Origin of the sequence: Bradyrhizobium sp. AZCC 1721, from assembly GCF_036924715.1 — a bacterium.
In the GTDB taxonomy this organism is placed as follows: Bacteria; Pseudomonadota; Alphaproteobacteria; order Rhizobiales; family Xanthobacteraceae; genus Bradyrhizobium.
This window is the reverse complement of record NZ_JAZHSB010000001.1, coordinates 3,122,550-3,148,188: the sequence shown is the minus strand read 5'-3', so window position 1 is coordinate 3,148,188 and position 25,639 is coordinate 3,122,550. Positions and strand designations below refer to the sequence as shown.

The following is a 25,639-nucleotide window of genomic DNA, read 5'->3' as shown; positions in this document are numbered from 1 at the left end:
TGCAGCCGCACGCCATCGCGGTCGATGAAACTGCCGATCGGTGGGTACCTCCGTTCGGCCGTGACCGAGACACTATATTCCCAATCACCAGAACAAGGACGACCCCCTAAGATAGCTTCGGGGCAGTGGACATTCGCTGAGCCTTGTGCCGTGCCTAGCGATCCGAATTGCGGCGGGTGAAGAGCCAGTCTGCGGCATAACCGCGACATGTTTGCCGACGTTCCTAAGCAGTCGTTGCGAAGTAAGCGAGGTGTGCGGAAAAGATCGGAAGGCTTGGAACGGTCGCACAGCGATTGCGTTGCTCGGGTCGGAGCTGGGGGAGTCATCAACCTGCAATCAGCGGAGAACTAAGATGGCCAACCCACGCCAAGAGGAAAAGTCTACCCAAGGCATGGAAGACGCCGCCCGCCGCGCCGGCGAGAAGACTGCCGAACAGACCAGCCGCTTTGGACAAGCTGCAGCCGAGCAGACGACGCGGATCGGACATGCTGCGGCTGAAGCCGGAGAGGAAGTGGTCCGGGCAGGTGCTACCCTATTCCAGCAAAACGCCGAGACGTTACAGAACACTTGGCGCTTCGGCCTGGATATGGCGACGACCCTGATGGGGCGGTCCACGGAGCAACTTGGTCGATCGCTCGGTCTGTCGGGAGACGGAGTGCAACAGGCAGCCGAACGATCGGCCCGCAACGCGCAAACCATCCTATCTACCGGCACGACTGCTGCCAAAGTGATGGGCGGCATTTCGCAGGAATACCTGCAGTTGGTTCGGCATCAAGTCGAGACGAACATGGACCGCATGAATGAATTGTGGGCCTGCCGAACTCCTCAGGAGGTTGCAGCCGTTCAGACGGACCTGGTACGTGAGACCGTGGGATCTGTTCTGGAGAGCAGCCGGCGGATAGCCGATATGTCGCTCAAATTGGCCGACGATGCCGGAAAGCAGATTAAGCAGAATATGGAAGAGGTACGGCGCGCAGCCTAGTGCGGGCCCTATTGCTCAGCCTTGAGGGAAGAGCGGCCGCTTTCAGCCGCTCTTCCAGTTTGCGGGCATAGCCCGGGACCCACACATCAGCACGGCCGCAGCGCGCCGTCCTCGCGCATCATCTCCACCAGCATGCCCTCGCGCAGGCCCCGGTCGGCGACGCGGAGCCGAGGCAATGGGAAGGCGTCGCGGATCGCGTCGAGAATGGCGCAGCCGGCCAGCACCAGATCGGCGCGCTCGACGCTGATGCAATTATTGTTGGCCCGTTCCTGATAACTCATACCGAGCAACCGCTGGATCACCGCCGTAACGTCGGGACCGTTCATCCAGATGCCATCGATGCGCCGGCGGTCGTAGCGCGGCAGGTTGAGATGGATGCCGGCAAGCGTCGTCACGGTGCCTGAGGTGCCCAGCATATGCATGTCGCGCAGATCGTTGCCGTGCTCGACCGCAAACGGCGCCACATAGTGCGCGACTTCGCGCACCATCCTTGCATAGGATTCCGCCGTGACGTCACGTCCGCCGAAATGCTCCGCCAGCGTGACGACGCCGAGCGGGACCGACATCCACGCTTTGATGCGCGGCACCGCGTTCTGCTCTTCCGGATCGCGCTCGATCCGCACCAGCTCGGTCGACCCGCCGCCAATGTCGAACAGGATCGCGCCCCGCCCTTTGGCGTCGAGCAGCGGCGAGCAGCCGATCACGGCCAGGGTTGCTTCGGTCTCGCGATCGATCACCTCGAGGCGGATGCCAGTCTCGCTCGCGACCCGGGCACGAAAGCTGTCGGCATTGGCGGCGGCTCGGCAGGCTTCGGTTGCGATCAACCGCAGGCGCTTGGCCTTGCGGTAGCGGATCTTGTCGCTGCAGATGCTGAGCGCCGCGATGGCGCGCTCGATCGCCGCCTCGCTGATGGAACCGGTGGCGGAAATGCCCTCGCCAAGCCGGATGATCCGTGAAAACGAATCCACCACGCGAAAACCGTCGCCGGCCGGGTGGGCGATCAAAAGGCGGCAATTGTTGGTGCCAAGGTCGAGTGCGGCATAGACACCGTTTGCCGTGGCCGCCGCAACCGCCCCTGCCGGGCTGGCGCAGGCCTCAAGGGCTTCGCGCAGCCGCGTATCGTGGTTCATCAAAACTGTCTTTCCGCAGGCCGCGTCTGGGCCGCCGAAGAAAATCACCGTTCACGGAAACTTTAGCAGCGCCAAGGGGCTACGCAACAACCCATCACATAGGACTATGCCCAATCAGGCGTTGTCCGGGATTACACGGTACGTTATCTGAGCGGGAACCCGCGGAACCAAGAATCCAGCAAGAAATCCAAGAGAATCCCAAGAATTTCAGGTGTTTTCGATGCAAGATCACACGTCGGCCTCCTCCCTGGACAACGCTATCGCACTGCAAAAATACGGTGTGGGGCAGCCGGTGCGCCGCAAGGAAGACGACACGCTGGTGCGCGGCCGGGGCAAATACACCGACGATTTCACCCTGCCCGGCCAGGCCTATTGCTGGATGGTGCGCTCCAGCCATGCCCACGGAATCATCAGGGGGATCGGCACGGCCGCCGCCAAGGCGATGCCGGGCGTGCTCGGCGTCTGGACCGGCAAGGATCTCGAGACCGCCGGCTACGGCCCCTTCACCTGCGGCCTGCCGTTGAAGAGCCGCGACGGTTCGCCGCTGTTGCAGACCAACCGCCCGGCGCTGCCGACCGACAAGGTGCGTTTTGTCGGCGACCCCGTCGCTTTCGTGGTCGCGGAAACGCTGGCGCAGGCGCGCGATGCGGCGGAGGCCATAGAGCTCGACATCGAGCCGCTGCCCGCCGTGACCGATGCGGCGGAAGCCGCAAAGCCCGGCGCGCCGCAGCTTTACGATCACATCCCGAACAACGTCGCGCTGGATTATCACTATGGCGATGCCGCCAAGATCGACGCCGCGTTCGCTGCCGCCGCCCATGTAACCAGGCTCGACATCGTCAACACCCGCGTTGCCGTGGTGTCGATGGAGCCGCGCGTCGCGCTGGCCGCCTACGACAAGGCCGCCGAACGCTTCACGCTGCAGGTGCCGACGCAGGGCGTTTCCGGCAACAAGGTGATGCTGGCAAAAATCCTCAACGTGCCCAACGACAAGGTGCGCATCCTGACCGCCAATGTCGGCGGCTCCTTCGGCATGAAGAACGTCAGCTATCCCGAATATACCTGCATCCTGCATGCGGCGAAGGCGCTGGGCCGTCCGGTAAAATGGACCGACGAACGCTCGACCAGCTTCCTCTCCGACAGCCACGGCCGCGCGCAGCTCATCCACGCCGAACTGGCGCTCGATGCCGACGGCAAGTTTCTGGCGGTGCGGCTTTCCGGTTACGGCAATCTCGGCGCCTATATCACGGGCGTCGCGCCGGGGCCGCTGTCGCTCAACACCGGCAAGAACCTCGCCAGCGTCTACCGCACCCCGCTGCTCGGCGTCGACATCAAGACGGTGTTGACCAACACCACCTTGATGGGCGCCTATCGCGGCGCCGGCCGGCCCGAGGCGAACTACTACATGGAGCGGCTGATCGACCGCGCCGCCGACGAGATGGGCATCAACCGGCTGACGCTGCGCAAGCGCAACTTCATCAAACCGACGCAACTGCCGTTCGCAGCAGCTTCGGGCGTCACCTATGACAGCGGCGACTTCGCCGGCGTCTTCAACAAGGCACTGGAGATTTCCGACCACGCCAATTTTACCAAGCGCAAGAAGGAGAGCCGGAAGAGCGGCAAGCTGCGCGGCATCGCCGTTGGGTCGTATCTGGAAGTCACCGCGCCGCCGAGCGGCGAACTCGGCAAGATCACCTTTGAGCCTGACGGGTCGGTGAAGCTGACCACCGGCACGCTCGATTACGGCCAGGGTCACGCCGCGCCGTTCGCCCAAGTGCTGTCTGCGCAGCTCGGCGTCCCCTTCGAGAAGATCACCATCGAGCAGAACGACAGCGATCTCGTCCGCTTCGGCAACGGCACCGGCGGCTCGCGCTCGATCACGGCGACCGGCCAGGCGATCGTGGAAGCCTCCGCGCTCGTGATTGCAAAGGGCAAGCAGGCGGCCGCGCATCTGATGGAGGCATCCGAAGGCGACATCGAATTCGCCAATGGCCGCTTCACCATCGCCGGCACCGACCGCTCGATCGGCATCATGGATTTGGCGAAGCGCCTGCGCGAGGGCAAGATGCCCGAAGGCGTGCCGCTGTCGCTCGACGTCGACCATGCCACCAAGGATACGCCGTCCACCTTCCCCAACGGCTGCCATGTCGCGGAAGTGGAAATCGATCCCGAGACCGGCGTCGTGCAAATCGTGCGCTATTTTGCGGTCAACGATTTCGGCACCGTGGTCAATCCGATGATCGTCGCCGGCCAGTTGCATGGCGGCGTCGCGCAGGGCATCGGGCAGGCGCTGATGGAGCAGGTCAGCTACGATGCAAGCGGCCAGCCGATCACCGGCTCGTTCATGGATTACGCGCTGCCGCGGGCCGAGGACATTCCGCCGATGGAGATCGGCGACCACCCCTCGCCGGCAAAATCCAATCCGCTGGGCACCAAGGGTTGCGGCGAAGCCGGCTGCGCCGGCAGCCTCGTCTGCGTCGTCAACGCGGTGGTCGACGCGCTGTCGGATTACGGCATCACGCATATCGACATGCCCTTGACGCCGGAACGGGTGTGGCGGGCGATTCAGGATGCGAAGGCGAAGCAGGCGGCGTAGCTCAAGAGCTACCGCATACACCCCTGTCATCGCCCGGCTTGACCGGGCGAATCCGCCCAGTATTCCAGAGACGCTCGTTGTAGAGGCGAGAAGCCGCGGCGTACTGGATTCCTACGCGGGGAATGACAGGTGAGACCGCGCTGCCCTACGCCGCCGCCTGCTCGCGCGGCTGGTAGATCGCGATGTGGTGGCAATGCGCCAGCGGCGTGTTGCCGTTGCCGACGACCAGCGCGTCGAGCTCGACGAAGCGATGGCCCTTCTTGTCGTAATTGCCGACCACCTTCGCACGCGCGGTGATGACATCGCCGGCTCTCGCGGCCGACAAAAGCTGCATGCGGCTGCCGACATGAATCCACGGCCCCAGGATGGCATTGTCGACCAGCACGCGATTCATCACCCGCTGCAGCAGGCCGGGATGACCCAGGCCCTCCCTGGCGTAGATCGTATCGGTTTCCCTGATGTCGGCGAGATATCCCGCGGCCGCTTCGCCTGCCCAGTCGCGCGGAGTGGCGCCGAGCCATTTGCCGACTTCATAGGAAGACGCGTTGACCGGCTTGCGCTCCGCGACCGCCGCGACTTCCCTGTAGTCTGCGATCGAAACAGCCGGCGCGGAGACCGGCAACGACGCCGTGCCGGTGGCACAAAGCGCGCCGCGGCTCTGCACCTCGATCGACAGCACGCCGTCGCTTTCTTCCGCCGTCAGCTCCGCGAGTTCGCCGTCATAAACCGGCTTGACGAAACGCGCCTCGATCAATCCGCGTTCCAGAAATGCGCGGCCCCATTTCGTCACCGGTTGGTGCATCATGTAGGCCATCACGTCGACGCCGGGGACCAGCCCACCCGAAAATCCGAACCGCTTCGCCACGGTGTCATCATGCATCTTGTTTTCGGATTGTTTGGCGGTGTTGTAGGCCTGGACGCGATACGGCTCGATGGGCATGCCGGTTTCCTGTTGTTTTTGGTTGTTTTTCCGCCGGTTATGGTACGCAAAGAATGTGCCGACGCAAGCGTGTTCCCGGCCCCCGTTTTCCTCGCATTCCGGCATCGAATAGGTTACCACGCGCGGGCAAAAGAACCGCTGTCGAACTGATATGCCTGACGTGAACCAAACCCGCATCTATGTCGATGCCGACGCCTGCCCGGTGAAGGACGAGATCTATCGCGTCGCGATCCGCCACGGCCTGCCGGTCAGCGTCGTTGCGGGAAATTTCATCCGCGTGCCGCAGGATCCGCTGATCGAGCGCATTGCCGCCGGTTCCGGCATGGACGCCGCCGACGACTGGATCGCGGAGCGCGCCGGCCGCGGCGACATCGTCATCACATCGGATATCCCGCTCGCTAGCCGTTGCGTGAAGGCCGGTGCCGAAGTGATCGCGCCGAACGGCAAGCCGTTCACGGAAGCATCGATCGGGATGACGCTTGCGGTGCGCAATCTGATGACCGACCTGCGCTCATCCGGCGAAGTGACCAGCGGTCCAAGGTCCTTTGCACCGCGCGACCGCTCGACGTTTCTGTCGGCGCTCGACCAGACCATCCGCCGCATCCAGCGCCAGCAGGCGCAGCAGCCTGCGCCGAACCAGGGTTGAACGATGGCGCCGCCGCTGATCCAGTTGAAAGATATAAGGCTGACGTTTGGCGGCACGCCGCTGTTGTCGGGCGTGGAATTGTCGGTGTCGTCGGGCGAGCGCGTCTGCCTGATCGGACGCAACGGCTCCGGCAAATCGACGCTGCTGAAAATCGCCGCCGGACTGGTCGAGCCCGACGGCGGCAGCCGCTTCGTGCAGCCCGGCGCCACCATCCGCTATCTGCCGCAGGAGCCTGATTTCGGCGACCACAAGACCACGCTGGCCTATGTCGAGGCCGGCCTCGGCCCCGGCGACGATCACTACCAGGCACGCTATCTCGTCGAGCAGCTCGGGCTCTCCGGCGACGAAGACCCCGCGCATATCTCGGGCGGCGAAGCCCGCCGCGCCGCGCTGGCGCGGGTGCTGGCGCCCTCGCCCGATATCCTGCTGCTGGACGAGCCGACCAACCATCTCGACCTTCCCACCATCGAATGGCTCGAACGCGAACTGGAAAGCCGCCGCTGCGCGCTTGTCCTCATCAGTCACGATCGCCGGTTCCTTTCCAACCTGTCGCGCTCGACCGCCTGGCTCGACCGCGGCCAGATCCGGCAGATCGACCGCGGCTTCTCCGCATTCGAAGCCTGGCGCGACGAGGTGCTGGCGGAAGAAGAGCGCGAGCAGCACAAGCTCGACCGCAAGATCGTCAACGAGGAACACTGGCTGCGCTATGGCGTCTCCGGCCGCCGCAAGCGCAACGTCAAGCGGCTCGGTAACCTGCACGCGCTGCGCGACCAGCGGCGCAATTATCGCGGTACTGCCGGCAATGCCAACCTCGCGGCCGCCGAAGCTGAAAAATCTGGCCGGCTGGTCATCGAGGCGAAGAACATCGCCAAGGCCTATGGCGACCGCAAGATCGTCGACGGCTTCTCAATTCGGGTCCAGCGCGGTGACCGCATCGGCATCGTCGGCCCGAACGGCGCCGGCAAAACCACGCTCGTTCATCTTTTGATCGGCAACGATCCCCCCGATAGCGGCACGATCCGACTCGGCGCCAATCTCGAAATGGCGACGCTGGACCAGCACCGCGAAAGCCTCGATCCGAAATCGACGCTGGCGGAAGCGCTGACCGGCGGCCGCGGCGACCATGTCATGGTCGGCGGCAAGCCGAAACACGTGGTCAGCTACATGAAGGACTTTCTCTTCGCGCAAGAACAAATGCGCACGCCGCTGGAGGTGCTTTCCGGCGGCGAGCGCGGCCGGCTGATGTTGGCGCGAGCGCTGGCAAAGCCGTCGAACCTCTTGGTACTGGACGAGCCGACCAACGACCTCGATCTCGAAACGCTCGACGTGCTCGAGGAGATGCTTGGCGATTACGAGGGCACGGTGATCCTGATCAGCCACGACCGCGACTTCCTCGATCGCGTGGTGACGTCGGTGATCGTGCCGGAAGGCAATGGCCGCTGGATCGAGTATGCCGGCGGCTACACCGACATGCTGGCGCAGCGCGGCGAGGATTTGTCGCGGGAATCTGTCAATGGACCGGCGCCGATTGAGGAAAAGAAGGAGACCAGAGCTACCGCCCCTTCCGCCGCCCCCAAACGCCGGCTGAACTTCAACGAAAAGCACGCGCTGGAAACGCTGCCGAAAACGATCGCGAAATTGCAGGCCGAGATCGCAAAGCAGCAGAAGCTGCTTGACGATCCCGACCTCTACGCCAAGGATCGCAGGAAATTCGATGCGGCGTCATCGGCGATTGCAAAAGCGCAGGAAGAACTGGCCGCCGCCGAAGACCGGTGGCTGGAGCTGGAAGTTTTGCGGGAAGAGATTGAGCAAGCGTAGAAGCCGCATGGTATCCTTCCGTCATTGCGAGGAGCGAAGCGACGAAGCAATCCATCCTTCCTCGTGTGCGGAGAAATGGATTGCTTCGCTTCGCTCGCAATGACGGCAACAACGAATTGGAATCGACCGCATGACAACGCCCCTCGCCGCAAAAATCGCCCGCGAATACGGCACGCCCTGTGCGGTCATCGACATGGACCGCGTCGAGCGCAATATCGCCCGCATCCAGGTCGCCTGCGATACCGCCGGCGTCGCCAACCGGCCGCATATCAAGACCCACAAGAGCCCGCTGCTCGCGCAGATGCAGGTCTCGGCCGGCGCCAAGGGCATCACCTGCCAGAAGCTCGGCGAGGCCGAAGTGATGGCGGATGCAGGCATCGACGACATCCTGATCAGCTACAATCTGATCGGCGAGGAGAAGATGGCCCGGCTCGCGGCGCTGCAGGCCAAGGCCAACATGACGGTCGCTGCCGACAATTCGACCGTGATCGCCGGCCTGCCGCAGGCCGCCGCAGCTTCGGGCCGACCGCTGTCAGTCGTGGTCGAGTGCGATACGGGGCGCAAGCGCGCCGGCGTCGAAACGCCGGCGGAAGCTATTGCGCTGGCGCGCGAGATTGCGGGCTCGAAGGGCCTGCAATTTGCGGGCTTCATGCTGTACCCGACCGAGACCGGCTGGGTGGAAGCACAAAAGTTTTTCGATGAGGCCCTGGCGGGCGTCCGCGCGCATGGGCTCGATGCGACGATGGTTTCGACCGGCGGCTCGCCCAATCTGAAAAATCTCGGCAAGCTGAAGGGCGCGACCGAGCATCGGCCCGGCACCTATATCTACAACGACCGCATGCAGGTCGCGGCTGGCGTCGCCGAATGGGACGATTGCGCGCTGAACATCTATTCCACAGTCGTGAGCCGCGCCGGACCGGACCGCGGCATTCTGGACGCCGGCTCGAAGACGCTGACATCGGATCCCGGCGGCGGTCTCGACGGCTACGGGTTGATCCTTGAGCACCCCGAGGCGAAGATCGCGCGCTTCGCGGAAGAGCACGGCTTCCTCGACCTGGCCCGCAGCAACACGCGGCCGAATGTCGGCGACGTCGTCCGGATCGTACCCAATCATGTCTGCGTCGTCGTCAACATGATGGACGAGGTGGTGATGGTGCGCGGCGACGAGATCATCGGCACGCTGCCTGTTGCGGCAAGGGGGAAGTTGCGGTAGGGAGTGCCGTCGACGCCACAGCCGTCATTGCGAGGAGCAAAGCGACGAAGCAATCCATTCCTCCGCTTGCGGCGAGATGGATTGCTTCGCTTCGCTCGCAATGACGGGGTTAGATTTTGCGCTCCAGCCACGTCAACGCCCCTCTCCCTGCCGCCACCCCCGTCGCGAACGACGCCTGCAAGAGATAGCCGCCGGTCGGGGCTTCCCAATCGAGCATTTCGCCGGCCACGAACACGCCGGGCAAACGGCGGATCATGAAATCAGCATCGAGTTCGTCGAACACTATTCCGCCCGCCGTCGAGATCGCGCGCGCGATTGGCGCGATGCCGTTGAGTTCGATCGGGACGGCATTGATGAGGTGAGCTAGATCGGCCGGCGACATCGACGCCAGCGAAGCGCCGGATGCCTTGGCGGCTTCCTGCAGCAAGCCGATCGCAACCGGCGACAAACCCACGGCCTTGCGCAGGAAGTTGGACAGGGATTGCTTGCCCCTTGGTTCCGACAGCCGCGCGATCAGCTCTGTTTGCTCAAGATCAGGCCGAAGCGCGATGTGCAGGGTCGCCTGCCCTGAAATCATAATGGCCTCGCGCAGCTCAGCCGAAAGCGCATAGATCGCGCCGCCCTCGATGCCGGTGCGGGTGACGATAGCCTCGCCACGCTGAGTGTGCGCTCCAAAGGTCAGCGCCACACCCTTGAGCGGCTGGCCTTCAAAGCGGTCGCGGAAAATGCCCGACCAGGCGACGGTGAAGCCGGAATTGGCCGGCCGCAGCGGCGATATCTTCACGCCCTCTGCAGCGAGCGTTTCCGTCCACGTGCCATCGGAACCAAGCCGCGGCCAGCTCGCGCCCCCGAGCGCCAGCACGGTTGCGCAAGACTCGACGGCGAGCGGTCCACCAGGCGTTTCGAAGCGCAGGCGGCCCTGCTCATCCCAGCCGGTCCAGCGGTGACGCAGCGCCAGTCTTGCGCCCATCGAGTCCAGTCGCCGCAGCCAGGCCCTCAGCAACGGCGACGCCTTGAAGGCCTTTGGAAAGACCCGGCCGCTGGAGCCGATAAATGTTTCCTGCCCCAATGCCTCGCTCCAGTCGCACAACGCCTGCGGCGGAAACGCTTCGATGGCGATTTTCAGGTGCGGCATCGCCTCGCGGTAGCGGGCGAGGAACTGCGGCAACGGCTCGCTGTGCGTAAGGTTGAGCCCTCCGCGCCCCGCCATCAGGAATTTGCGCCCCGCCGACGGCATCGCGTCATAGACGGTGATGCTGGCGCCGCCTTGCGCCAGCACTTCGGCGGCCATTAGCCCGGTGGGGCCGGCGCCGATGACGGCGGCGCTTTTGGAGTGCGAAGACATAGCGAGAGTGTAGGCCAGATTGGCTGCCACAATAACAATCGTCATGCCCGGGGCCTGTCCCGGGCATCCACGTCTTGACCTTGATGCGGCAACAAAGACGTGGATGGCCGGGTCAAGCCTGGCCATGACGGCGGAGGGACGGTGAGCTACAGCTTAATCCCTGCCCTCGCCGCGGCCTGGGCGACGTACTTCTGCGTCTGCTCGAATGCGCCCTGCAGCGCCTTCGCCTTCGACACATCGTCGATCTCGGCGAAATGCGCCGCGATGGCGTCAGGCGTCCAGTCGGACTGGGCTAGGTTGACGCCTTCGGTCTCGACGATCTTGATCACCGCAAACGAACCCGCGCCCGCGCCCATGATGGTGCGGGTCGGCGCATCCTCACTGAGCAGATATTCCACCGCGGGCGTGATCGCTTCGGGTTTCATCAGCGCCAGCGCCTGCGGCGGCAGCAGTTCTTCCGTCATTCGGGTGGCCGCGGTCGGCGAGATCGTGTTGACGCGAATGTTGTTCTTGCGGCCCTCCTCGGCCAGCACGTTCATCAGGCCGACCATGCCGGCTTTCGCCGCGCCGTAATTGGCCTGGCCGAAATTGCCGAACAGGCCCGACGACGAGGTGGTCAGCACGATCCGGCCGTAGTTGCGCTCGCGCATGCCATCCCACACCGCCTTGCAGCAGTAAAACGTGCCGACGAGGTGGACGTCGAGCACCTTGGCAAAGTCGGCGACGTCCATTTTTCCAAACGACTTGTCGCGGAGAATGCCGGCATTGGCACACAGCAGATCGACACTGCCCCACTCCTTGGTAGCCCGCTCGACCATCGCGGTGACTTGTCCGAACTTCGAGACGTCGGCGCCGTCGGCCATCGCCGTGCCGCCGGCTTTGCGGATTTCCTCGACCACGGATTCGGCCGGCGATAGCGAGCCGCCGGTGCCGTCCCGCGCGCCGCCGAAATCGTTGACCACCACCTTGGCGCCGCGGCTCGCCAGCCCCAGCGCATGCGCCCGCCCCAGACCATTGCCCGCGCCCGTGACGATTGCGACGCGTCCGTCAAACCTGATTGCCATGAGTATTGATCCCGATTGTTCCTGCCCGTCATGCCCGGGGGCCTGCCCCCGACTTGATCGGGGGTGACCCGGGCATCCATCAAATTGAAGGGTTTTTGATCAGCGATGGATTGCCGGGTCAACTGGTTTGAAGACGCGCTTCGCGGTTTTGCCCGGCCATGACGGGCAAAACCTAGTTGAAATAGATCAGCCCGATCCAATCGGCGACCAACGCCGGCTTGTCCTCGCCCTCGATCTCGACGGTAACGTTAGTGCGCGACTGTAATTCCTTCGGCTTGCGCAGCTTGGCTTCAACAAGCGTGAAGCGGCCGCGGACCCGCGAGCCGGCGCGGACCGGCGAAAGGAAGCGCAGCTTGTCGAAACCGTAGTTCACGCCCATTGCCGTGCCTTCGATGACCGGCATCACCTCATACGACATGATGCTCATCAAGGACATGGTGAGAAAGCCATGCGCGATGGTATTGCCGAACGCGGTTTCCTTCTTTGCCCGTTCCGGGTCGACATGAATGAACTGATGGTCCTCGATCACGTCGGCATAGAGGTTGATCCGGCTCTGGTCGATCAAGTGCCACGACGACACGCCGATCTCCTTGCCGACCATGGCCTGATAGGCCTCAAACGAGACCGGCGGCTTCTTCCAGACTTCATTCATTCGCTAGCTCTCCAACCCGGCGGTCCGCACTTTCTGCAGCTCCGGGAATTCTTCTTCGCGGAACTCGGCGCCGCGCAACGCATCGCTGCGGTTATTATCATGCTCGAGCCGGCGCAACTGCACGCGACGGATTTTTCCGGAAATCGTCTTCGGCAGCTCCTTTACCAGTTCGATCTTGCGAATACGCTTGAACGGCGCGAGCCGGGTGTGCAGATGCCTAAAGATCGACAAGGCGGTCGCCGGCGTCCGTTCCACGCCCGAAACCAGCAGCACATAGGCCTTCGGGATCGCGAGCCGGATCGGATCGGGACTTGGGACAACCGCAGCTTCAGCTACCCATTCATGTTCCAGCAGCACGCTCTCCAGCTCGAACGGGCTGATGCGGTAGTCGGATGATTTGAAGACGTCGTCGGAGCGGCCGACGAAGGTGAGATAGTCCTCGTCGTCGGCAAACACCACGTCGCCCGAGCGGTAGAGATCGCCGTCCGCCCCGCTCAATTTGCCGTCCTCGCCCTGATAGCCCTGCATCAGGCCTGCGGGACGGTCGGCGCCGAGCACCAGCGTCACCTCACCCTCTTTGGTGACCTGGCCGTCATTGTCGGTGATCCGCACGCGGTAGCCCGGCAACGGACGGCCCATCGAGCCGACCTTCACCTTCTGGCCCGGCGAGTTGCCGGCGAGCGCCGCAGTCTCGGTCTGGCCATAGCCGTCGCGGATCGTCAGCCCCCACGCCGCCTTCACCTGGTCGATCACTTCGGGATTGAGCGGCTCGCCGGCGCCGCAGACCTCGCGCAGGCTTACCTTGAAATCCGCGAGCTTCTCCTGAATGAACAGCCGCCACACCGTCGGCGGCGCGCAGAGCGTAGTGACGCCGCAGCGGCCGATCGTGGTGAGCAGGGCCTTGGCGTCGAAGCGCGGCTGGTTGACCACGAACACGGTGGCTCCCGCATTCCACGGCGCGAAGAAGCAACTCCAGGCATGCTTGGCCCAGCCTGGCGAGGAAATGTTCAAGTGCACGTCGCCCGGCTGCAGGCCGAGCCAGAACATCGTCGAGAGGTGGCCGACCGGATAGCTGCGCTGGCTGTGCCGCACCAGCTTGGGCTTTGCCGTCGTGCCCGAGGTGAAATAAAGCAGCATCGGATCGTCGACATTGGTCGGGCCGTCAGGTGTAAAGTCGTCCGAGGCGCTGGCAGCCTGTTCAAAGGGCAGCCAACCATCGTGCTTCGATGTCGCGCCTACCACGACGCGCACCAGTCCGTCGCCGCCAAGGCCCGCAAATTTCGCGACCTGATCCTGCGAGGCAACCACCGCCCGCGCCCTGCCACGCTCGAGCCGATCGCGCAGTTCGTCCGGGGTGAGCAGCGTGGTGGCGGGGATAACGACGACACCGAGCTTCATCGCCGCCAGCATGGTCTCCCACAGCGGCACGACATTGCCGAGCAGCAACAACAAGTGATCGCCGCGTTTCAGCCCCTGCGCCCGCAGGAAGTTTGCGACCTGATTGGAGCGGCGCGACAGCGCGGCGAACGTGAGCTTTGTTTCCTTGTCGCCGGGATCGACGATCCAGAGCGCCGGGCGATCCCGGCTGTCAGGATTGCGCGCGAGCTCCGCGTCGAACCAGTCGAGCGCCCAGTTGAATGGAACGGGGTCCGGCCAGCGAAATCCCTTCAACGCCACATCGTAATCGGTGCGGTGCTTGAGCAGAAAGGCGCGCGCTTCCTGGAAGGTCGTCATTAGGTCTCCGTTATTTCGCAGCGAGGCTCCGAACGTGCTGGATAATACCGGAAAAATCCACCCCGCCATGGCCGGCGGCATCAAAAGCCTTGTAGATCTCCTGCGCGTGCTTGCCGAGCGGCGTCGCCGCGCCCGCAGCCTTGGCCGCATCCTGCGCCAGTGTCAGATCCTTCACCATCAGGGCCGACGCGAATCCCGGCTTATAATCGTTGTTAGCGGGCGAAGTCGGCACCGGGCCGGGCACGGGGCAATAGGACGTCAGCGCCCAGCATTGCCCCGATGAGGTCGAGGCGACATCGAACAGCGCCTGATGCGACAGGCCCAACTTTTCGGCGAGCGCAAAGGCTTCGCCGACGCCGATCATGGAAATCCCCAAGATCATGTTGTTGCAGATCTTGGCCGCCTGCCCTGCACCGCCGATGCCGCAATGGACGATCTTCTTGCCCATGTTCTCCAACACCGGTTTCGCCGCAGCAAACGCCTTTTCCTCGCCGCCACACATGAAAGTCAGCGTCGCGCCCTTGGCGCCGCCGGTTCCGCCTGAGACCGGCGCATCGACCGAGAGCATGCCGTGCTTCGCCGCCAGCGCATGCGCCTGCTTGGCGCTTTCGACGTCGATGGTCGAGCAATCGATAATCAGCGTGCCCTTGGTCATGACAGGGACCACTTCGTTCCAGACCGACAGCACATGTTTGCCCGCCGGCAGCATGGAGATAACGACATCGGCGCCCTTGACGGAAGCAACCGAACTCTCGGCGATCACGGCGCCGTCGGCCTTGGCCTGATCGCGCGAGGCTTCGACCAGATCGAACGCGGTTACCTTGTGGCCCGCCTTGACCAGATTGGCCGCCATCGGGCCGCCCATATTGCCGAGGCCAATGAATGCGATATTTGCCATCTCGAATCCTCCGCTAAGCTTTCTTGTTCTGATCAAGGAAATCTGAGTTCGTCAGCGCCGATCTCGGCGAAATAAGGCGCGACCATTTCCGGCGTCACCTCCTCGATTCTCGGCGGCGACCATTTCGGATTGCGGTCCTTGTCGATGACGGCGGCGCGCACGCCCTCGCGGAAATCGTCGCTCGCGAACACTTCCAGCGCGGCGCGATATTCCCGCACTAGGCATTCCTCCAGCGAGCGCGCGCTGCGCGCCAGCCGCAGCAGCTTGAGCGTCACCACCATGCCGCGCGGCGACTTTTCGTTCAGCGTCCTCAGCGTCGCCTGCGCGAAGTCCGAGCCATCACGCTGCAGCGCCGCGATGATGTCTTCCATGCGGTCGTGGGAGAACAACGCATCGATCTTCACCTGCTGCGCGGCGACCGGCCCGGCCGTTTCTCCAGTCGAGAAGCCGTCGATCAGCTTCCTAATGTCAGCCGCCGTCGTGCCCAACGCCACCTTCGTCAATGCCTCACGCAAGGCCGGCAGTTTTGCCGACGGCACCACCGCATCGGCAAATCTTGCATGGATGGCATCCGGACCGTTCATGGTCTGCCCGGTCAATCCAAAATAGGTGCCGATCTCGCCCGGCGAATGCGACAACAGCCAGGTGCCGCCGACGTCAGGGAAGAAGCCGAGGCCGACCTCGGGCATCGCGAGTTTCGTCTTCTCGGTGACGACGCGATGGCTCGAATGCGCCGACAGCCCGACGCCGCCGCCCATCACGATGCCATCCATGAAGGCGACATAGGGCTTCGGGAACTTCTTGATGCGGGCATTGAGGATGTATTCATCCCGCCACAGGATCTTGCCGAGATCGCCCTTGACCTTGGAGCTTTCCCAGAGCGCGCGGATGTCGCCGCCGGCGCACAGCCCGCGCTCGCCGGCACCTTCCAGAACGATCACCGCAATATCAGGATCCGCCTCGAAGGCATCGAGCGCCTTGTCGATGTCGTGGAACATCTCCAACGTCACAGCATTGATCGCCTTCGGCCGGTTCAATCGGAGAATGCCGGCCGAACCTTCCTTGCGCGCGACCAGGTCGCCGTCTGCAATGGCCGCATCCGTCATCGCGCGCCCTCGATCAGCTTGCGCGACACGATCAGCCGCATGATTTCGTTGGTGCCTTCCAGGATCTGGTGCACGCGCAGGTCGCGCACGATTTTTTCGATGCCGTATTCGCTCAAGTAGCCGTAGCCGCCATGCAGTTGCAGCGCCTGGTTGGCGACCTCGAAGCCGACGTCGGTGCCAAAACGTTTTGCCATCGCGCACAGCATGGTGGCGTCGGGATCCTTGCGGTCGAGCGCGGCGGCCGCGCGCCAGACAAAGGTCCGCGCCGCTTCCAGCTCGGTCGCCATGTCGGCGAGGCGGAACTGCAGCGCCTGGAATTCATCGAGCCGTTTGCCGAAGGCTTTCCGCTCCTTCATGTAGGCCAGCGACTTGTCGAGCGCGCTCTGCGCGCCGCCGAGCGAGCACGCCGCGATATTGAGGCGGCCGCCGTCGAGCCCGGCCATCGCGATCTTGAAGCCGATGCCCTCCTCGCCCAGCCGGTTCTCGACCGGCACGCGGGCGTTCTCAAACATCACCGCGCGCGTGGGCTGCGCGTTCCAGCCCATCTTGCGCTCGTTGGCGCCGAACGAGACGCCGGGCGTATCAGCCGGAATGATCAGCGTGGAGATGCCGCCCGGCCCGTCGCCGCCGGTCCGTACCATCACGACGTAGAGATCGCCGCCACCGGCGCCGGAGATGAACTGTTTCTGGCCGTTGAGCACGTAATGATCGCCGTCGCGCACCGCGCGGGTGCGCAGCGCCGCAGCGTCCGAGCCGGAGCCCGGTTCCGTCAGGCAATAGCTTGCCAGCAGCTCCATGGTGCAGAGCTTTGGCAACCACTTTTGCCGCTGGCTGTCATTGCCATAGGCATCGATCATCCAGGACGCCATGTTGTGGATCGAGATGAAGGCCGACACCGTCGGGCAGCCGGTCGCCAGCGCCTCGAAGATCAGCGCCGCGTCGAAGCGGGTCATCGCGGAGCCACCGACATCGTCCTTGATGTAGATGCCGCCCATGCCGAGGCCTGCGGCCTCGCGCATCACGTCAACAGGAAAATGCTTCTCTTCGTCCCAGCGCAGCGCATGCGGCGCGATTTTCTCGGCCGCAAACGCCCGCGCCATGTCGCGAACCGCGGCCTGATCCTCGTTGAGAGCAAATTGCATCTTGCCGGTTATCCTTGAAACTCACCCATCGTCATTGCGAGCGCAGCGAAGCAATCCATCCCGCCGCAAACACAGAATGGATTGCTTCGTCGCTGCGCTCCCTTGCGCAAACGCTTCGCGTTTGTCGCAGGCAATGACGGCGCCCGAGCACAAGACTACTTCATCAACGGAATCGAGAACTCCGCGCCTTCCTTGACGCCGGACGGCCAGCGCGAGGTCACCGTCTTGGTCTTGGTGTAGAAGCGGACCGAGTCCGGACCGTGCTGGTTGAGATCGCCGAAGCCGGACTTCTTCCAGCCGCCGAAGGTGTAGTAGGCGATCGGCACCGGGATCGGCACGTTGATGCCGACCATGCCGACATTGACGCGTGCCGCAAAGTCACGCGCCGCGTCACCATCGCGGGTGAAGATCGCAACGCCGTTGCCGTAATCATGTTCGGACGGCAGTGCGAGGGCTTCCTTGTAGTCATGGGCGCGCACCACCGAGAGCACCGGGCCAAAGATCTCTTCCTTGTAGATCCGCATATCCTTGGTGACGTTGTCGAACAGCGAGCCGCCGAGATAAAAGCCCTTTTCATAGCCCTGCATCTTGAAGCCGCGGCCGTCGACGGCGAGCGTGGCGCCTTCCTTGATGCCGATATCGATGTAGTTCTTCACCTTCTCGACCGCCTCGCGCGTCACCAGCGGGCCGTAATCGGCGGACGGATCGACCGAGGTGCCAATCTTGAGCGACTCCACGCGCGGGATCAGCTTTTCCATCAGGCGATCGGCGGTGGTCTTGCCGACGGGAACAGCGACGGAGACCGCCATGCAGCGCTCGCCGGCCGAGCCGTAACCGGCCCCGATCAGCGCGTCGACCGTCTGATCCATGTCGGCATCGGGCATCACGATGGCGTGGTTCTTGGCGCCGCCAAAACACTGGCAGCGCTTGCCAGTCTGGGCGGCGCGCTCATAGATGTATTGCGCGATCGGCGTCGAGCCGACGAAGCCGATCGCCTTGATATCGGGGTCGTCGAGAATGGCGTCGACGGCTTCCTTGTCGCCGTTGACGACGTTGAGGATGCCAGGCGGCAGCCCCGCCTCCATCATCAATTCGGCCAGCCGCATCGGCACGCCGGGATCGCGCTCCGAAGGCTTCAGGATAAAGGCGTTGCCGCAGGCGATCGCGGGCGCGAACTTCCACATCGGGATCATCGCCGGGAAATTGAACGGCGTGATGCCGGCGACGACGCCCAGCGGCTGGCGCAGGGAGTAGATGTCGATGCCGGGGCCGGCGCCTTCGGTGTATTCGCCCTTCATCAAATGCGGAATGCCGCAGGCGAATTCCGCGACTTCGAGGCCGCGCTGGATGTCGCCCTTGGCGTCGGGAACGGTCTTGCCGTGCTCGCGCGCCAGCAATTCAGCTAGCTTGTCATAGTCGCGCTGTACCAGTTCGACGAACTTCATCATCACCCGTGCGCGGCGCTGCGGATTGGTGTTGGCCCATTCGGGCTGGGCAAGCGCGGCGTTCTCGACAGCCGCGCGGACTTCCGCTCTTGAGGCCAGCGCCACCTTGGCCTGGACGTCGCCGGTCATCGGCTCAAACACGTCGGCCGTCCGGCCGGAAGTTCCCTTGACCTCTTTGCCGCCGATAAAGTGTCCGATTGAGCGCATGAATGATCTCCCTAAGGTCCCGTCTGGGATCGCTTTCGAGCCCCTTTTTGACCTGCATTTCTTTGGATACAAGTCCGATATATTGCACCATAGATGTGCGGAAATGCTGGATCAAGGCACCAAGACGATCGACTGGGATGACTTCCGTTTCGTGCTGGCGATCGTGCGCGGCGGCTCGGTTTCCGCTGCCGCCAAGCAGCTATCGGTCGATCATGCCACCGTCATTCGCCGTGTCGACCGGCTGGAACGGCATCTCTCCGCAAAACTGTTCAACCGCCGCAAGACCGGCTACCTCCTGACCGAAGCCGGCCAGCGCGTGGCCGACAGTGCCGAAGCGATGGAATCCACCATCGTCGCCAACCAGGAGGCGGTCGGCGGATCGCGCGCCCAGCTCACCGGCACGGTCCGGATCGGCGCCCCCGACGGGTTCGGCAGCCATTTCCTGGCGGCGCGGCTTCTGAAATTCACCGAGAGGTATCCCGATCTCGACCTGCAGCTCGTCGCCACCGCGCGGCTGTTCAGCCTGTCGAAGCGCGAGGCCGACATCGCGATCAGCCTCTCCATGCCCAAGGAGGGCCGGATCGTCGGGCGCAAGCTGCTTGACTACAGCCTCGGGCTCTATGCCGCGCCGGCCTATCTCGACCGGGCACCGAAAATCACTTCCCGCGGCGACCTGCCAGGGCATCGCTTCGTCGGCTACATCGAGGAACTGCTGTTCACGCCCGAGCTGGATTACCTGCCCCAGGTTTCGCCGAAGATCTCGGCCAAGTTTCGCAGCGCCAATCTGATCGCGCAGCTCAACGCCACCATTGCCGGCTTTGGTATTGCGGTGCTGCCGCATTTCATGGCGAAGGCGCATGCCGAACTGCGCGCAGTGCTGCCCGACGAGGTCAGGATCTCGCGCACGTTCTGGATGCTGATGCACGCCGACAGCAAGGACCTGGCGCGGATCAGGGCGGTGGCCGATTACATCCACGAGACAGTGGAAAGCGAGCGCGTGCTGTTTGGCGGGCGGTGACGGCCTGGCACCAACCGTCGTCGTCCCTGCGAACGCAGGGACCCATAACCACCGATGTGAATGACGACAAAAGCCGTCTCCCCTTGTGCCGCTTCCAAGGGCCGCGGGGTATGGGTCCCTACGTGCGCAGGGACGACGTGGAGAGGCCGCCGCCTAATTCACCTTCCGCGTCTTCTTCGCGGCCGGCTTCGCCTCGGCGCGCGTCAGCGCCGCCTCGCGGCCGGCGACGAGAATTTCGTCGGACAGTTCGCCGCTGCCGGCAACGCGCGACATCACCAGCGTACCCATCATCGTCGCCAGCGTGCCCATCGCCTGCCTGCGGGCCGTCTTGCGCGGCACGTCGGGAATCTGGTCGGCGATCATATCGATCAACTGCTCCAGCTTGGCGGCAAAGGCCTTGCGCGTCTTCGCGCTTTCCCGGACGATCTCGGCACCTAACGTCGTAACGGCGCAACCGCGGCCGGGATCGTCGCGATGAACCGTCGAGACGTAGGAATCGATGATCGTCGACAACCGCTTCTCCGGCGGCGTTTCAGCGGCGATTTTTCGCCAATGCTCAACCGAGCGGTCCATCGCATAGGCAAAAGCCTCGATGACGAGCGCCTCGCGGGAATCGAAATGCGCGTAGAAGCCGCCGTGGGTCAGGCCCGCTTCCTTCATCAAGTCGGCGACGCCGATGCCATGCGCACCCTTTTCGCGAAGCCGCACCGAGGCTTTTTTCACGATCCGTACGTGGGTCTCCTGCTTGTGCTCTTTCGAATAACGCATCAACGCATCCCATTAAATGTCCCTGGTCATATAATAACAGTTATGAGCAGGAAAAGCTGCATCTAATTCGCCTTTTCAACGCCGATCATCGTGAACGTTCCGGTCGCGTGCACTGCAAGATTGCCCGCACGGTCGCGGACGAAGCCTTCGGCATAGCTGGTCTGGCGGCCGACCTTTATCACTTTGCCTTCCGCCGAGATCGCGCCCGACCGCACCGACAATGGCCGCAGATAGGTCAGCTTGAGGTCCAGCGTGACGGAGGTCTGCCCCGCCGGCTGCATGGTGGTTATGGCACAACCCATGGCAGTATCCAGGAGCGCCGCGGCCGTCGCGCCGTGGAGCAGTCCGATGGTGTTTTCGAGGCTTTCATCCGGATCCAGTTCCATCACGATCCGGCCGGGCTCGGCGAGGCGCATCTCGAAACCGATCAGCCGCGCCATCGGCGGCGGTGGCAGGATGCCGTCGCGGATCGCGCACATGGTCTCGAGCCCGGACATTCCGGATGCCGCCCGGGCAATCGGCCCCGGCGCCTGCCATTCCACCACCCGATGCCTGCGCATATCGAACGAAAACAGATCGACAGTCTCGGTCATAGTCATGGCGGCTCCTTTAGATGACGATCATAATTCTATATCGGTGCGAGCGGTCGCGCAATGCCCCTCGCCCGCCCTTGACAAGCCGGCGCAATGTCCCGGAAGTGATGGCAACGACCAGAACAAGCCCGGAAAAGCAGAATGGAAATGCTCAATCCTCATTGCGGCATCGACCGCGACGATAGAGGCGTCGTTCGCCTCGCGATCTGCAATGCGGGCCCTCTCAACATCCTCTCCTCCGCCGTCACCGACGGCGTGCGCGAAGGGTTCGAGCGGCTCGCCGGCGACAACACCATTCGCGCGGTCATCCTCGCCGGCCAGAGCGAGAAGAGCATGATCGGCGGCGCCGATATCAAGGAGATGGCGAAGCTCGACCAGAAATCCGCTGAAGCCTTCATCACCCGGTTGCGCGACCTCTGCGAGGCAGTGCGCCACTTTCCGGTGCCGGTGATCGCGCGGCTTCCCGGCTGGTGCCTCGGTGGCGGGTTGGAAGTCGCCGCCGCCTGCGATTTCCGGATTGCGGCCCACGATGCCAAATTCGGCATGCCGGAAGTGCGCGTCGGCATCCCCTCGGTGATCCACGCTGCGCTGCTGCCGCGGCTGATCGGCTGGGGCCGCGCCCGCTGGCTGGTCATGACGGCGGAAAATATCGACGCGCCCACCGCGCTCGCCTGGGGCCTGGTCGATGTGGTCGCCAAGGAGGGCGGGCTCGATGCCGCGGTCGAGCATACGGTGAAGGCGCTGCTCGAATGCGGGCCCGGAGCGCTGCGTTCGCAGAAGGAGTTGCTGCGGCAATGGGAGGAACTGCCGTTGACCGAATCCGTCAACTTAAGTGTCGGCGTATTCGGACAATCGTTCCTGACCGGAGAGCCGCAGCGGCTGATGCAGGGATTTCTCGACCGCAAGAAATAGACGGAGGGACGCATGAGGCCTGCCGGCAAGGGACCGCTGGAATCGCTCTATTTCGGCTATCCCCGCTTTGCGGCGCGGCGCGTTCCCGAACTTGACGGCGAGGCGACGCGGCATCCGGTGCTGATCGTTGGCGCCGGCCCGATCGGCATGACCGCGGCGCTGGTGCTGGGGCGCTACGGGATCAAGAGCGTGCTGATCGACCGCAAGGACACTTTTAATGACGGCAGCCGCGCCATCTGCGTTGCGCGGCCGAGCATGCATATCCTGGAGCGGATCGGCGCGGTCGGGCCGTTCGTCGAAAAGGCGCTCGGCTGGCGGTTCGGTCGCAGCTACTATCGCGGCGAGCAGATTTTTCGGCTGGAGATGCCGCAACCGCCGGGCGAAAAATATCTACCGATGTACAATCTGCAGCAGCAGTACATCGAGAAATTCCTGCATGATGCGGTTGCGGCCTGCGATCTGGTCGACATGCGCTGGCAGAGCGAACTGTCGGCCATCGAGCGGCACAATGACGGTGTCTCGGTTCGGATTTCATCGCCGGCGGGCGACTATCGGCTCGATGCCGACTATGTGCTGGCCGCCGACGGGGCGCGCTCGCCAATCCGGTCGATGCTTGGCTTGCGATTGAAGGGCGACAATTACGAAGGCCGCTACGTGATCGCGGACATCCGCATGGACCACGATTTTCCGACCGAGCGCCGGGCTTTTTTCGAACCAAGCGGCAATCCCGGCGGGACGGTGCTGATCCACAAGCAGCCGGACGATATCTGGCGCGTAGATTACCAGCTCCGTGAAGGCGAGAACGAACAGGAAGCGCTCAAGGAGGAAAACCTCCGCGCCCGGGTCGGTGCGATCCTTGCGGATATCGGCCACACAAATGCATGGGATCTGGAATGGTGGAGCGTCTACTCCGCCAACACCTTGTGCCTTGACGATTACAAGCACGGCCGCGTCTTCTTTATCGGCGATGCCGCTCATATTGTGCCGATCTTCGGCGTGCGCGGGCTGAACAATGGTCTGGCGGATGCCGAGAACATCGGCTGGAAGCTGGCGCTCGTGCTCCATGGCGAGGCGGATGAGCGGCTGCTCGACAGCTTTTCGCCGGAGCGGCGCGGCGCCACGCTCGACGTCTTCGCCAATGCCACCAAGAGCACGCGTTTCATGACGCCGCCGACGCGCGGCTGGCGGCTGGCGCGCGAGGCGGCCTTGTCGCTCAGTTTGAAGCACGAATTTCCCCGCGGGCTCGCCAATCCGCGCCAGATGCAGCCCTACACCTATTCGGACAGCCCGCTGACGCTTTACGCCGAGCGCGACACCGAATTTGCCGGCGGCCCTCGTTGCGGCAGCGCCGCGCCGAACGCGAGACTGGCCGACGGCAGCTACCTGCTGGACCGCGCCGGCAACGGCATGACCGCGATCCTGTTCTGCGAGGGGCCGCCGGTTGCCGAACAGGCGGCGCTGTTGGCGCAACTCGGCCGGATCGATAAGCGCTTCGCTGCCGTGCTGGTTACGTCGCGCGGCTCGGCCTCTGAAACGAAGGCCATTGCGGACCAGGACGCCGAAATCGCCCGTCTGTTCGCCGCTAGTCCTGGCACGCTCTATCTGCTGCGGCCCGACCTGCACATTGCCGGGCGATGGAAGGCCGCGGCTCCCGACGAGATCCTGAAAACCGCAAGCCTTTGCCTGGGAAGCGAGACGCCATGAGCGCCATGCCGTTCGAGGACTTCGAGACCGCTTATGAGACGCTGGCGCTAGCGATCGACCAGGCCGGGCCCGAGCGTGAAGCGCTATTCCTGACCCGGCTTGCGCTCGTGCTCGGCCACGAACTCGGCGACATCGCGGCCTTCAAAAAGGCCATCGAGGCCGCCCTCGACGGACTGGAATAGCCGGCCGGTTCGCGGCCTGCGATCGATCAATTTCTCTCATGCGAATGGTGAGATTTTTGATTGGATTGCCTGGTTGCGATTTCTGCCGCGTATAATATTATGCCTATAATTCAATCGCGGCTTGCGTGGATCGCCCTGGCGTCATCATGTCCTGAAATGAGGGAAGTACGACATTCAAGTCAGAATGCCGTCACGTCAGAATGCGTCAAGCCGACCTAAGCAGACCTTCCCACTGGAATTCCCCGAGGACCAATGATCTCGAACTGGCTTTCAGCCGCCCTGGCCCGCCGCAATATCCATTACGGCTGGGTGATGGTCGCCGTGACCTTCCTCACCGGCCTGATCTCCGCCGGCACGGTCGGCGCGCCCGGCGTCTTCATCGTGCCGTTGCAGAAGGAATTTGGCTGGACGACGGCGGAGATTTCTTCCGCGCTGTCGATCCGCTTCATCCTGTTCGGGCTGATGGCGCCCTTTGCCGCAGCGCTCATGAACCGCTACGGGCTGCGCAACGTGACGCTGCTGGCGCTGCTGATCGTCGTCTCCGGCCTGGCGGCGTCGCTGGCGATGACACAGGTCTGGCAGCTCATGCTGCTGTGGGGCGTGATGATCGGACTCGGCACCGGCATGACGGCGCTGGTGCTGGGCGCCACGATTGCTGCACGCTGGTTCGTGGCGCGGCGCGGTCTCGTCGTCGGCATTCTCACCGCGAGCGTCGCCACCGGACAGCTCGCCTTCCTGCCGCTGCTGGCGAGCCTGACCGATACGTATGGTTGGCGGATCGCGCTGGGCCTGGTGTGCGTGACGCTCGGCGTCGCGGCCTTCGCCGTGCTGATGATCATGCGTGACCGGCCGAGCGATGTGGGCTTAAGGCCATTCGGCGACGAAGGCACCGAGCCGCTGCCGGCCCCTCCCCCAAACAACATCCCGATCATGGCGGCGGCGCTCGGCACGCTGCGCGATGCCTCGAAGTCGGGGGGTGTTCTGGATCCTGTTCGCCACCTTCTTCATCTGCGGCGCCTCTACCAACGGTCTGGTCCAGGTTCACCTGATTCCGATGTGCCTCGATTTCGGCATCCCGCAGGTGCAGGCGGCGAGTCTGCTGGCTGCGATGGGCATATTCGATTTCGTCGGCACCATCGCCTCCGGCTGGTTGTCGGACCGCTACGACAATCGCTGGCTGTTGTTCTGGTATTACGGACTGCGCGGCCTGTCGCTGCTGTTCCTGCCGTTCTCCGATTTTACGCTCTACGGCCTTTCGCTGTTTGCGATGTTCTACGGGCTCGACTGGATTGCAACCGTGCCGCCGACGGTGCGGCTCACCACCCAGCGGTTCGGCCCCGAACGCGCCAATTTGGTGTTTGGCTGGATTTTTGCCGGTCATCAACTCGGAGCCGGCGTAGCCGCCTTCGGTGCGGGCCTGTCGCGGACGGTGCTGCAGACCTACCTGCCGGCGTTCTTCGTTGCCGGCGCGCTCTGCGTGGTGGCGGCGCTGATTGTGCTCGCGATCTCGCGGCCGAAGGCGGCGGTGGCGTGAGAGAACACGT

Annotated in this window: 21 protein-coding genes and 1 pseudogene; 10 read left to right on the top strand and 12 right to left on the bottom strand. The window is 63.8% G+C overall.

The window, feature by feature from the left end; all coding sequences use genetic code 11:
* Positions 1–352 precede the first annotated feature (352 nt).
* Positions 353–982 carry a phasin family protein gene (locus V1273_RS14800; protein WP_334368341.1) on the top strand — a complete coding sequence of 210 codons (630 nt, stop codon included), beginning with the start codon at positions 353–355 and terminating at the stop codon, positions 980–982.
* Between the two features lie 86 nt (positions 983–1,068).
* On the opposite strand, the gene V1273_RS14795 is transcribed toward V1273_RS14800, so the two are convergent.
* Positions 1,069–2,112, bottom strand: coding sequence for a Ppx/GppA phosphatase family protein (locus V1273_RS14795; protein WP_334410065.1), 1,044 nt, complete (start codon positions 2,110–2,112; stop codon positions 1,069–1,071).
* Positions 2,113–2,332: 220 nt separating this feature from the next.
* Here V1273_RS14795 and V1273_RS14790 point away from each other — a divergent pair, with 220 nt between their 5' ends.
* On the top strand, positions 2,333–4,708 hold the full coding sequence (locus tag V1273_RS14790; protein ID WP_334410064.1) for a xanthine dehydrogenase family protein molybdopterin-binding subunit: 2,376 nt from the start codon (positions 2,333–2,335) through the stop codon (positions 4,706–4,708).
* 145 nt (positions 4,709–4,853) lie between these two features.
* Here V1273_RS14790 and V1273_RS14785 read toward each other — a convergent pair whose 3' ends face one another.
* Entirely contained in the window at positions 4,854–5,648 is a 795-nt protein-coding gene (locus tag V1273_RS14785) for a hypothetical protein (protein WP_334410063.1), read from the bottom strand.
* A 151-nt stretch (positions 5,649–5,799) separates the two neighbouring features.
* On the opposite strand from V1273_RS14785, the gene V1273_RS14780 reads away from it, so the two are divergent.
* From V1273_RS14780 to V1273_RS14770, 3 genes are all read left to right on the top strand, one after another.
* The gene (locus tag V1273_RS14780) at positions 5,800–6,294 is read left to right on the top strand and encodes a YaiI/YqxD family protein (protein WP_334410062.1); all 495 of its coding nucleotides are present in this window, start codon (positions 5,800–5,802) and stop codon (positions 6,292–6,294) included.
* 3 nt (positions 6,295–6,297) lie between these two features.
* Positions 6,298–8,112 (top strand): ABC-F family ATP-binding cassette domain-containing protein, encoded by a 1,815-nt coding sequence (locus tag V1273_RS14775; RefSeq protein ID WP_334410061.1) that lies wholly within the window; start codon positions 6,298–6,300, stop codon positions 8,110–8,112.
* 130 nt (positions 8,113–8,242) lie between these two features.
* Positions 8,243–9,325: a D-TA family PLP-dependent enzyme gene (locus V1273_RS14770; RefSeq protein ID WP_334382548.1), complete on the top strand. Its 1,083-nt coding sequence runs from the start codon at positions 8,243–8,245 to the stop codon at positions 9,323–9,325.
* Positions 9,326–9,434: 109 nt separating this feature from the next.
* On the opposite strand, the gene V1273_RS14765 is transcribed toward V1273_RS14770, so the two are convergent.
* From V1273_RS14765 to V1273_RS14730, 8 genes are all read right to left on the bottom strand, one after another.
* Complete coding sequence (locus V1273_RS14765) at positions 9,435–10,670, bottom strand: TIGR03862 family flavoprotein (protein ID WP_334412214.1); 1,236 nt, start codon at positions 10,668–10,670, stop codon at positions 9,435–9,437.
* Positions 10,671–10,816: 146 nt separating this feature from the next.
* Positions 10,817–11,734 (bottom strand): SDR family NAD(P)-dependent oxidoreductase, encoded by a 918-nt coding sequence (locus tag V1273_RS14760; protein ID WP_334410059.1) that lies wholly within the window; start codon positions 11,732–11,734, stop codon positions 10,817–10,819.
* 172 nt (positions 11,735–11,906) lie between these two features.
* Complete coding sequence (locus V1273_RS14755; RefSeq protein ID WP_028346616.1) at positions 11,907–12,386, bottom strand: MaoC family dehydratase; 480 nt, start codon at positions 12,384–12,386, stop codon at positions 11,907–11,909.
* A 3-nt stretch (positions 12,387–12,389) separates the two neighbouring features.
* Complete coding sequence (locus V1273_RS14750; protein ID WP_334410058.1) at positions 12,390–14,120, bottom strand: AMP-binding protein; 1,731 nt, start codon at positions 14,118–14,120, stop codon at positions 12,390–12,392.
* Positions 14,121–14,130: 10 nt separating this feature from the next.
* Positions 14,131–15,018 carry a 3-hydroxyisobutyrate dehydrogenase gene (mmsB, locus tag V1273_RS14745; RefSeq protein ID WP_334368331.1) on the bottom strand — a complete coding sequence of 296 codons (888 nt, stop codon included), beginning with the start codon at positions 15,016–15,018 and terminating at the stop codon, positions 14,131–14,133.
* Positions 15,019–15,050: 32 nt separating this feature from the next.
* The gene (locus tag V1273_RS14740) at positions 15,051–16,124 is read right to left on the bottom strand and encodes an enoyl-CoA hydratase/isomerase family protein (RefSeq protein WP_334410057.1); all 1,074 of its coding nucleotides are present in this window, start codon (positions 16,122–16,124) and stop codon (positions 15,051–15,053) included.
* Complete coding sequence (locus tag V1273_RS14735) at positions 16,121–17,266, bottom strand: isobutyryl-CoA dehydrogenase (protein ID WP_334410056.1); 1,146 nt, start codon at positions 17,264–17,266, stop codon at positions 16,121–16,123. The genes V1273_RS14740 and V1273_RS14735 overlap by 4 nt, the downstream gene beginning before the upstream one ends.
* 155 nt (positions 17,267–17,421) lie before the next feature.
* Positions 17,422–18,918 carry a CoA-acylating methylmalonate-semialdehyde dehydrogenase gene (locus V1273_RS14730; RefSeq protein WP_334410054.1) on the bottom strand — a complete coding sequence of 499 codons (1,497 nt, stop codon included), beginning with the start codon at positions 18,916–18,918 and terminating at the stop codon, positions 17,422–17,424.
* Positions 18,919–19,021: 103 nt separating this feature from the next.
* Here V1273_RS14730 and V1273_RS14725 point away from each other — a divergent pair, with 103 nt between their 5' ends.
* Positions 19,022–19,936 carry a LysR family transcriptional regulator gene (locus V1273_RS14725; RefSeq protein WP_334410053.1) on the top strand — a complete coding sequence of 305 codons (915 nt, stop codon included), beginning with the start codon at positions 19,022–19,024 and terminating at the stop codon, positions 19,934–19,936.
* Positions 19,937–20,089: 153 nt separating this feature from the next.
* Here V1273_RS14725 and V1273_RS14720 read toward each other — a convergent pair whose 3' ends face one another.
* Positions 20,090–20,704 carry a TetR/AcrR family transcriptional regulator gene (locus V1273_RS14720; RefSeq protein ID WP_334410052.1) on the bottom strand — a complete coding sequence of 205 codons (615 nt, stop codon included), beginning with the start codon at positions 20,702–20,704 and terminating at the stop codon, positions 20,090–20,092.
* A gap of 62 nt (positions 20,705–20,766) precedes the next feature.
* Positions 20,767–21,303, bottom strand: a complete 537-nt coding sequence (locus tag V1273_RS14715) for a PaaI family thioesterase (RefSeq protein ID WP_334410051.1) — start codon at positions 21,301–21,303, stop codon at positions 20,767–20,769.
* Between the two features lie 135 nt (positions 21,304–21,438).
* Here V1273_RS14715 and V1273_RS14710 point away from each other — a divergent pair, with 135 nt between their 5' ends.
* From V1273_RS14710 to V1273_RS14695, 4 genes and pseudogenes are all read left to right on the top strand, one after another.
* Positions 21,439–22,209 (top strand): enoyl-CoA hydratase, encoded by a 771-nt coding sequence (locus V1273_RS14710; protein ID WP_334410050.1) that lies wholly within the window; start codon positions 21,439–21,441, stop codon positions 22,207–22,209.
* Positions 22,210–22,221: 12 nt separating this feature from the next.
* Complete coding sequence (locus V1273_RS14705) at positions 22,222–23,913, top strand: FAD-dependent monooxygenase (RefSeq protein ID WP_334410049.1); 1,692 nt, start codon at positions 22,222–22,224, stop codon at positions 23,911–23,913.
* Positions 23,910–24,095: a hypothetical protein gene (locus tag V1273_RS14700; RefSeq protein WP_334368320.1), complete on the top strand. Its 186-nt coding sequence runs from the start codon at positions 23,910–23,912 to the stop codon at positions 24,093–24,095. The genes V1273_RS14705 and V1273_RS14700 overlap by 4 nt, the downstream gene beginning before the upstream one ends.
* A 252-nt stretch (positions 24,096–24,347) precedes the next feature.
* A pseudogene (locus tag V1273_RS14695) lies at positions 24,348–25,629 on the top strand (MFS transporter).
* The last annotated feature ends 10 nt before the right edge of the window (positions 25,630–25,639 follow it).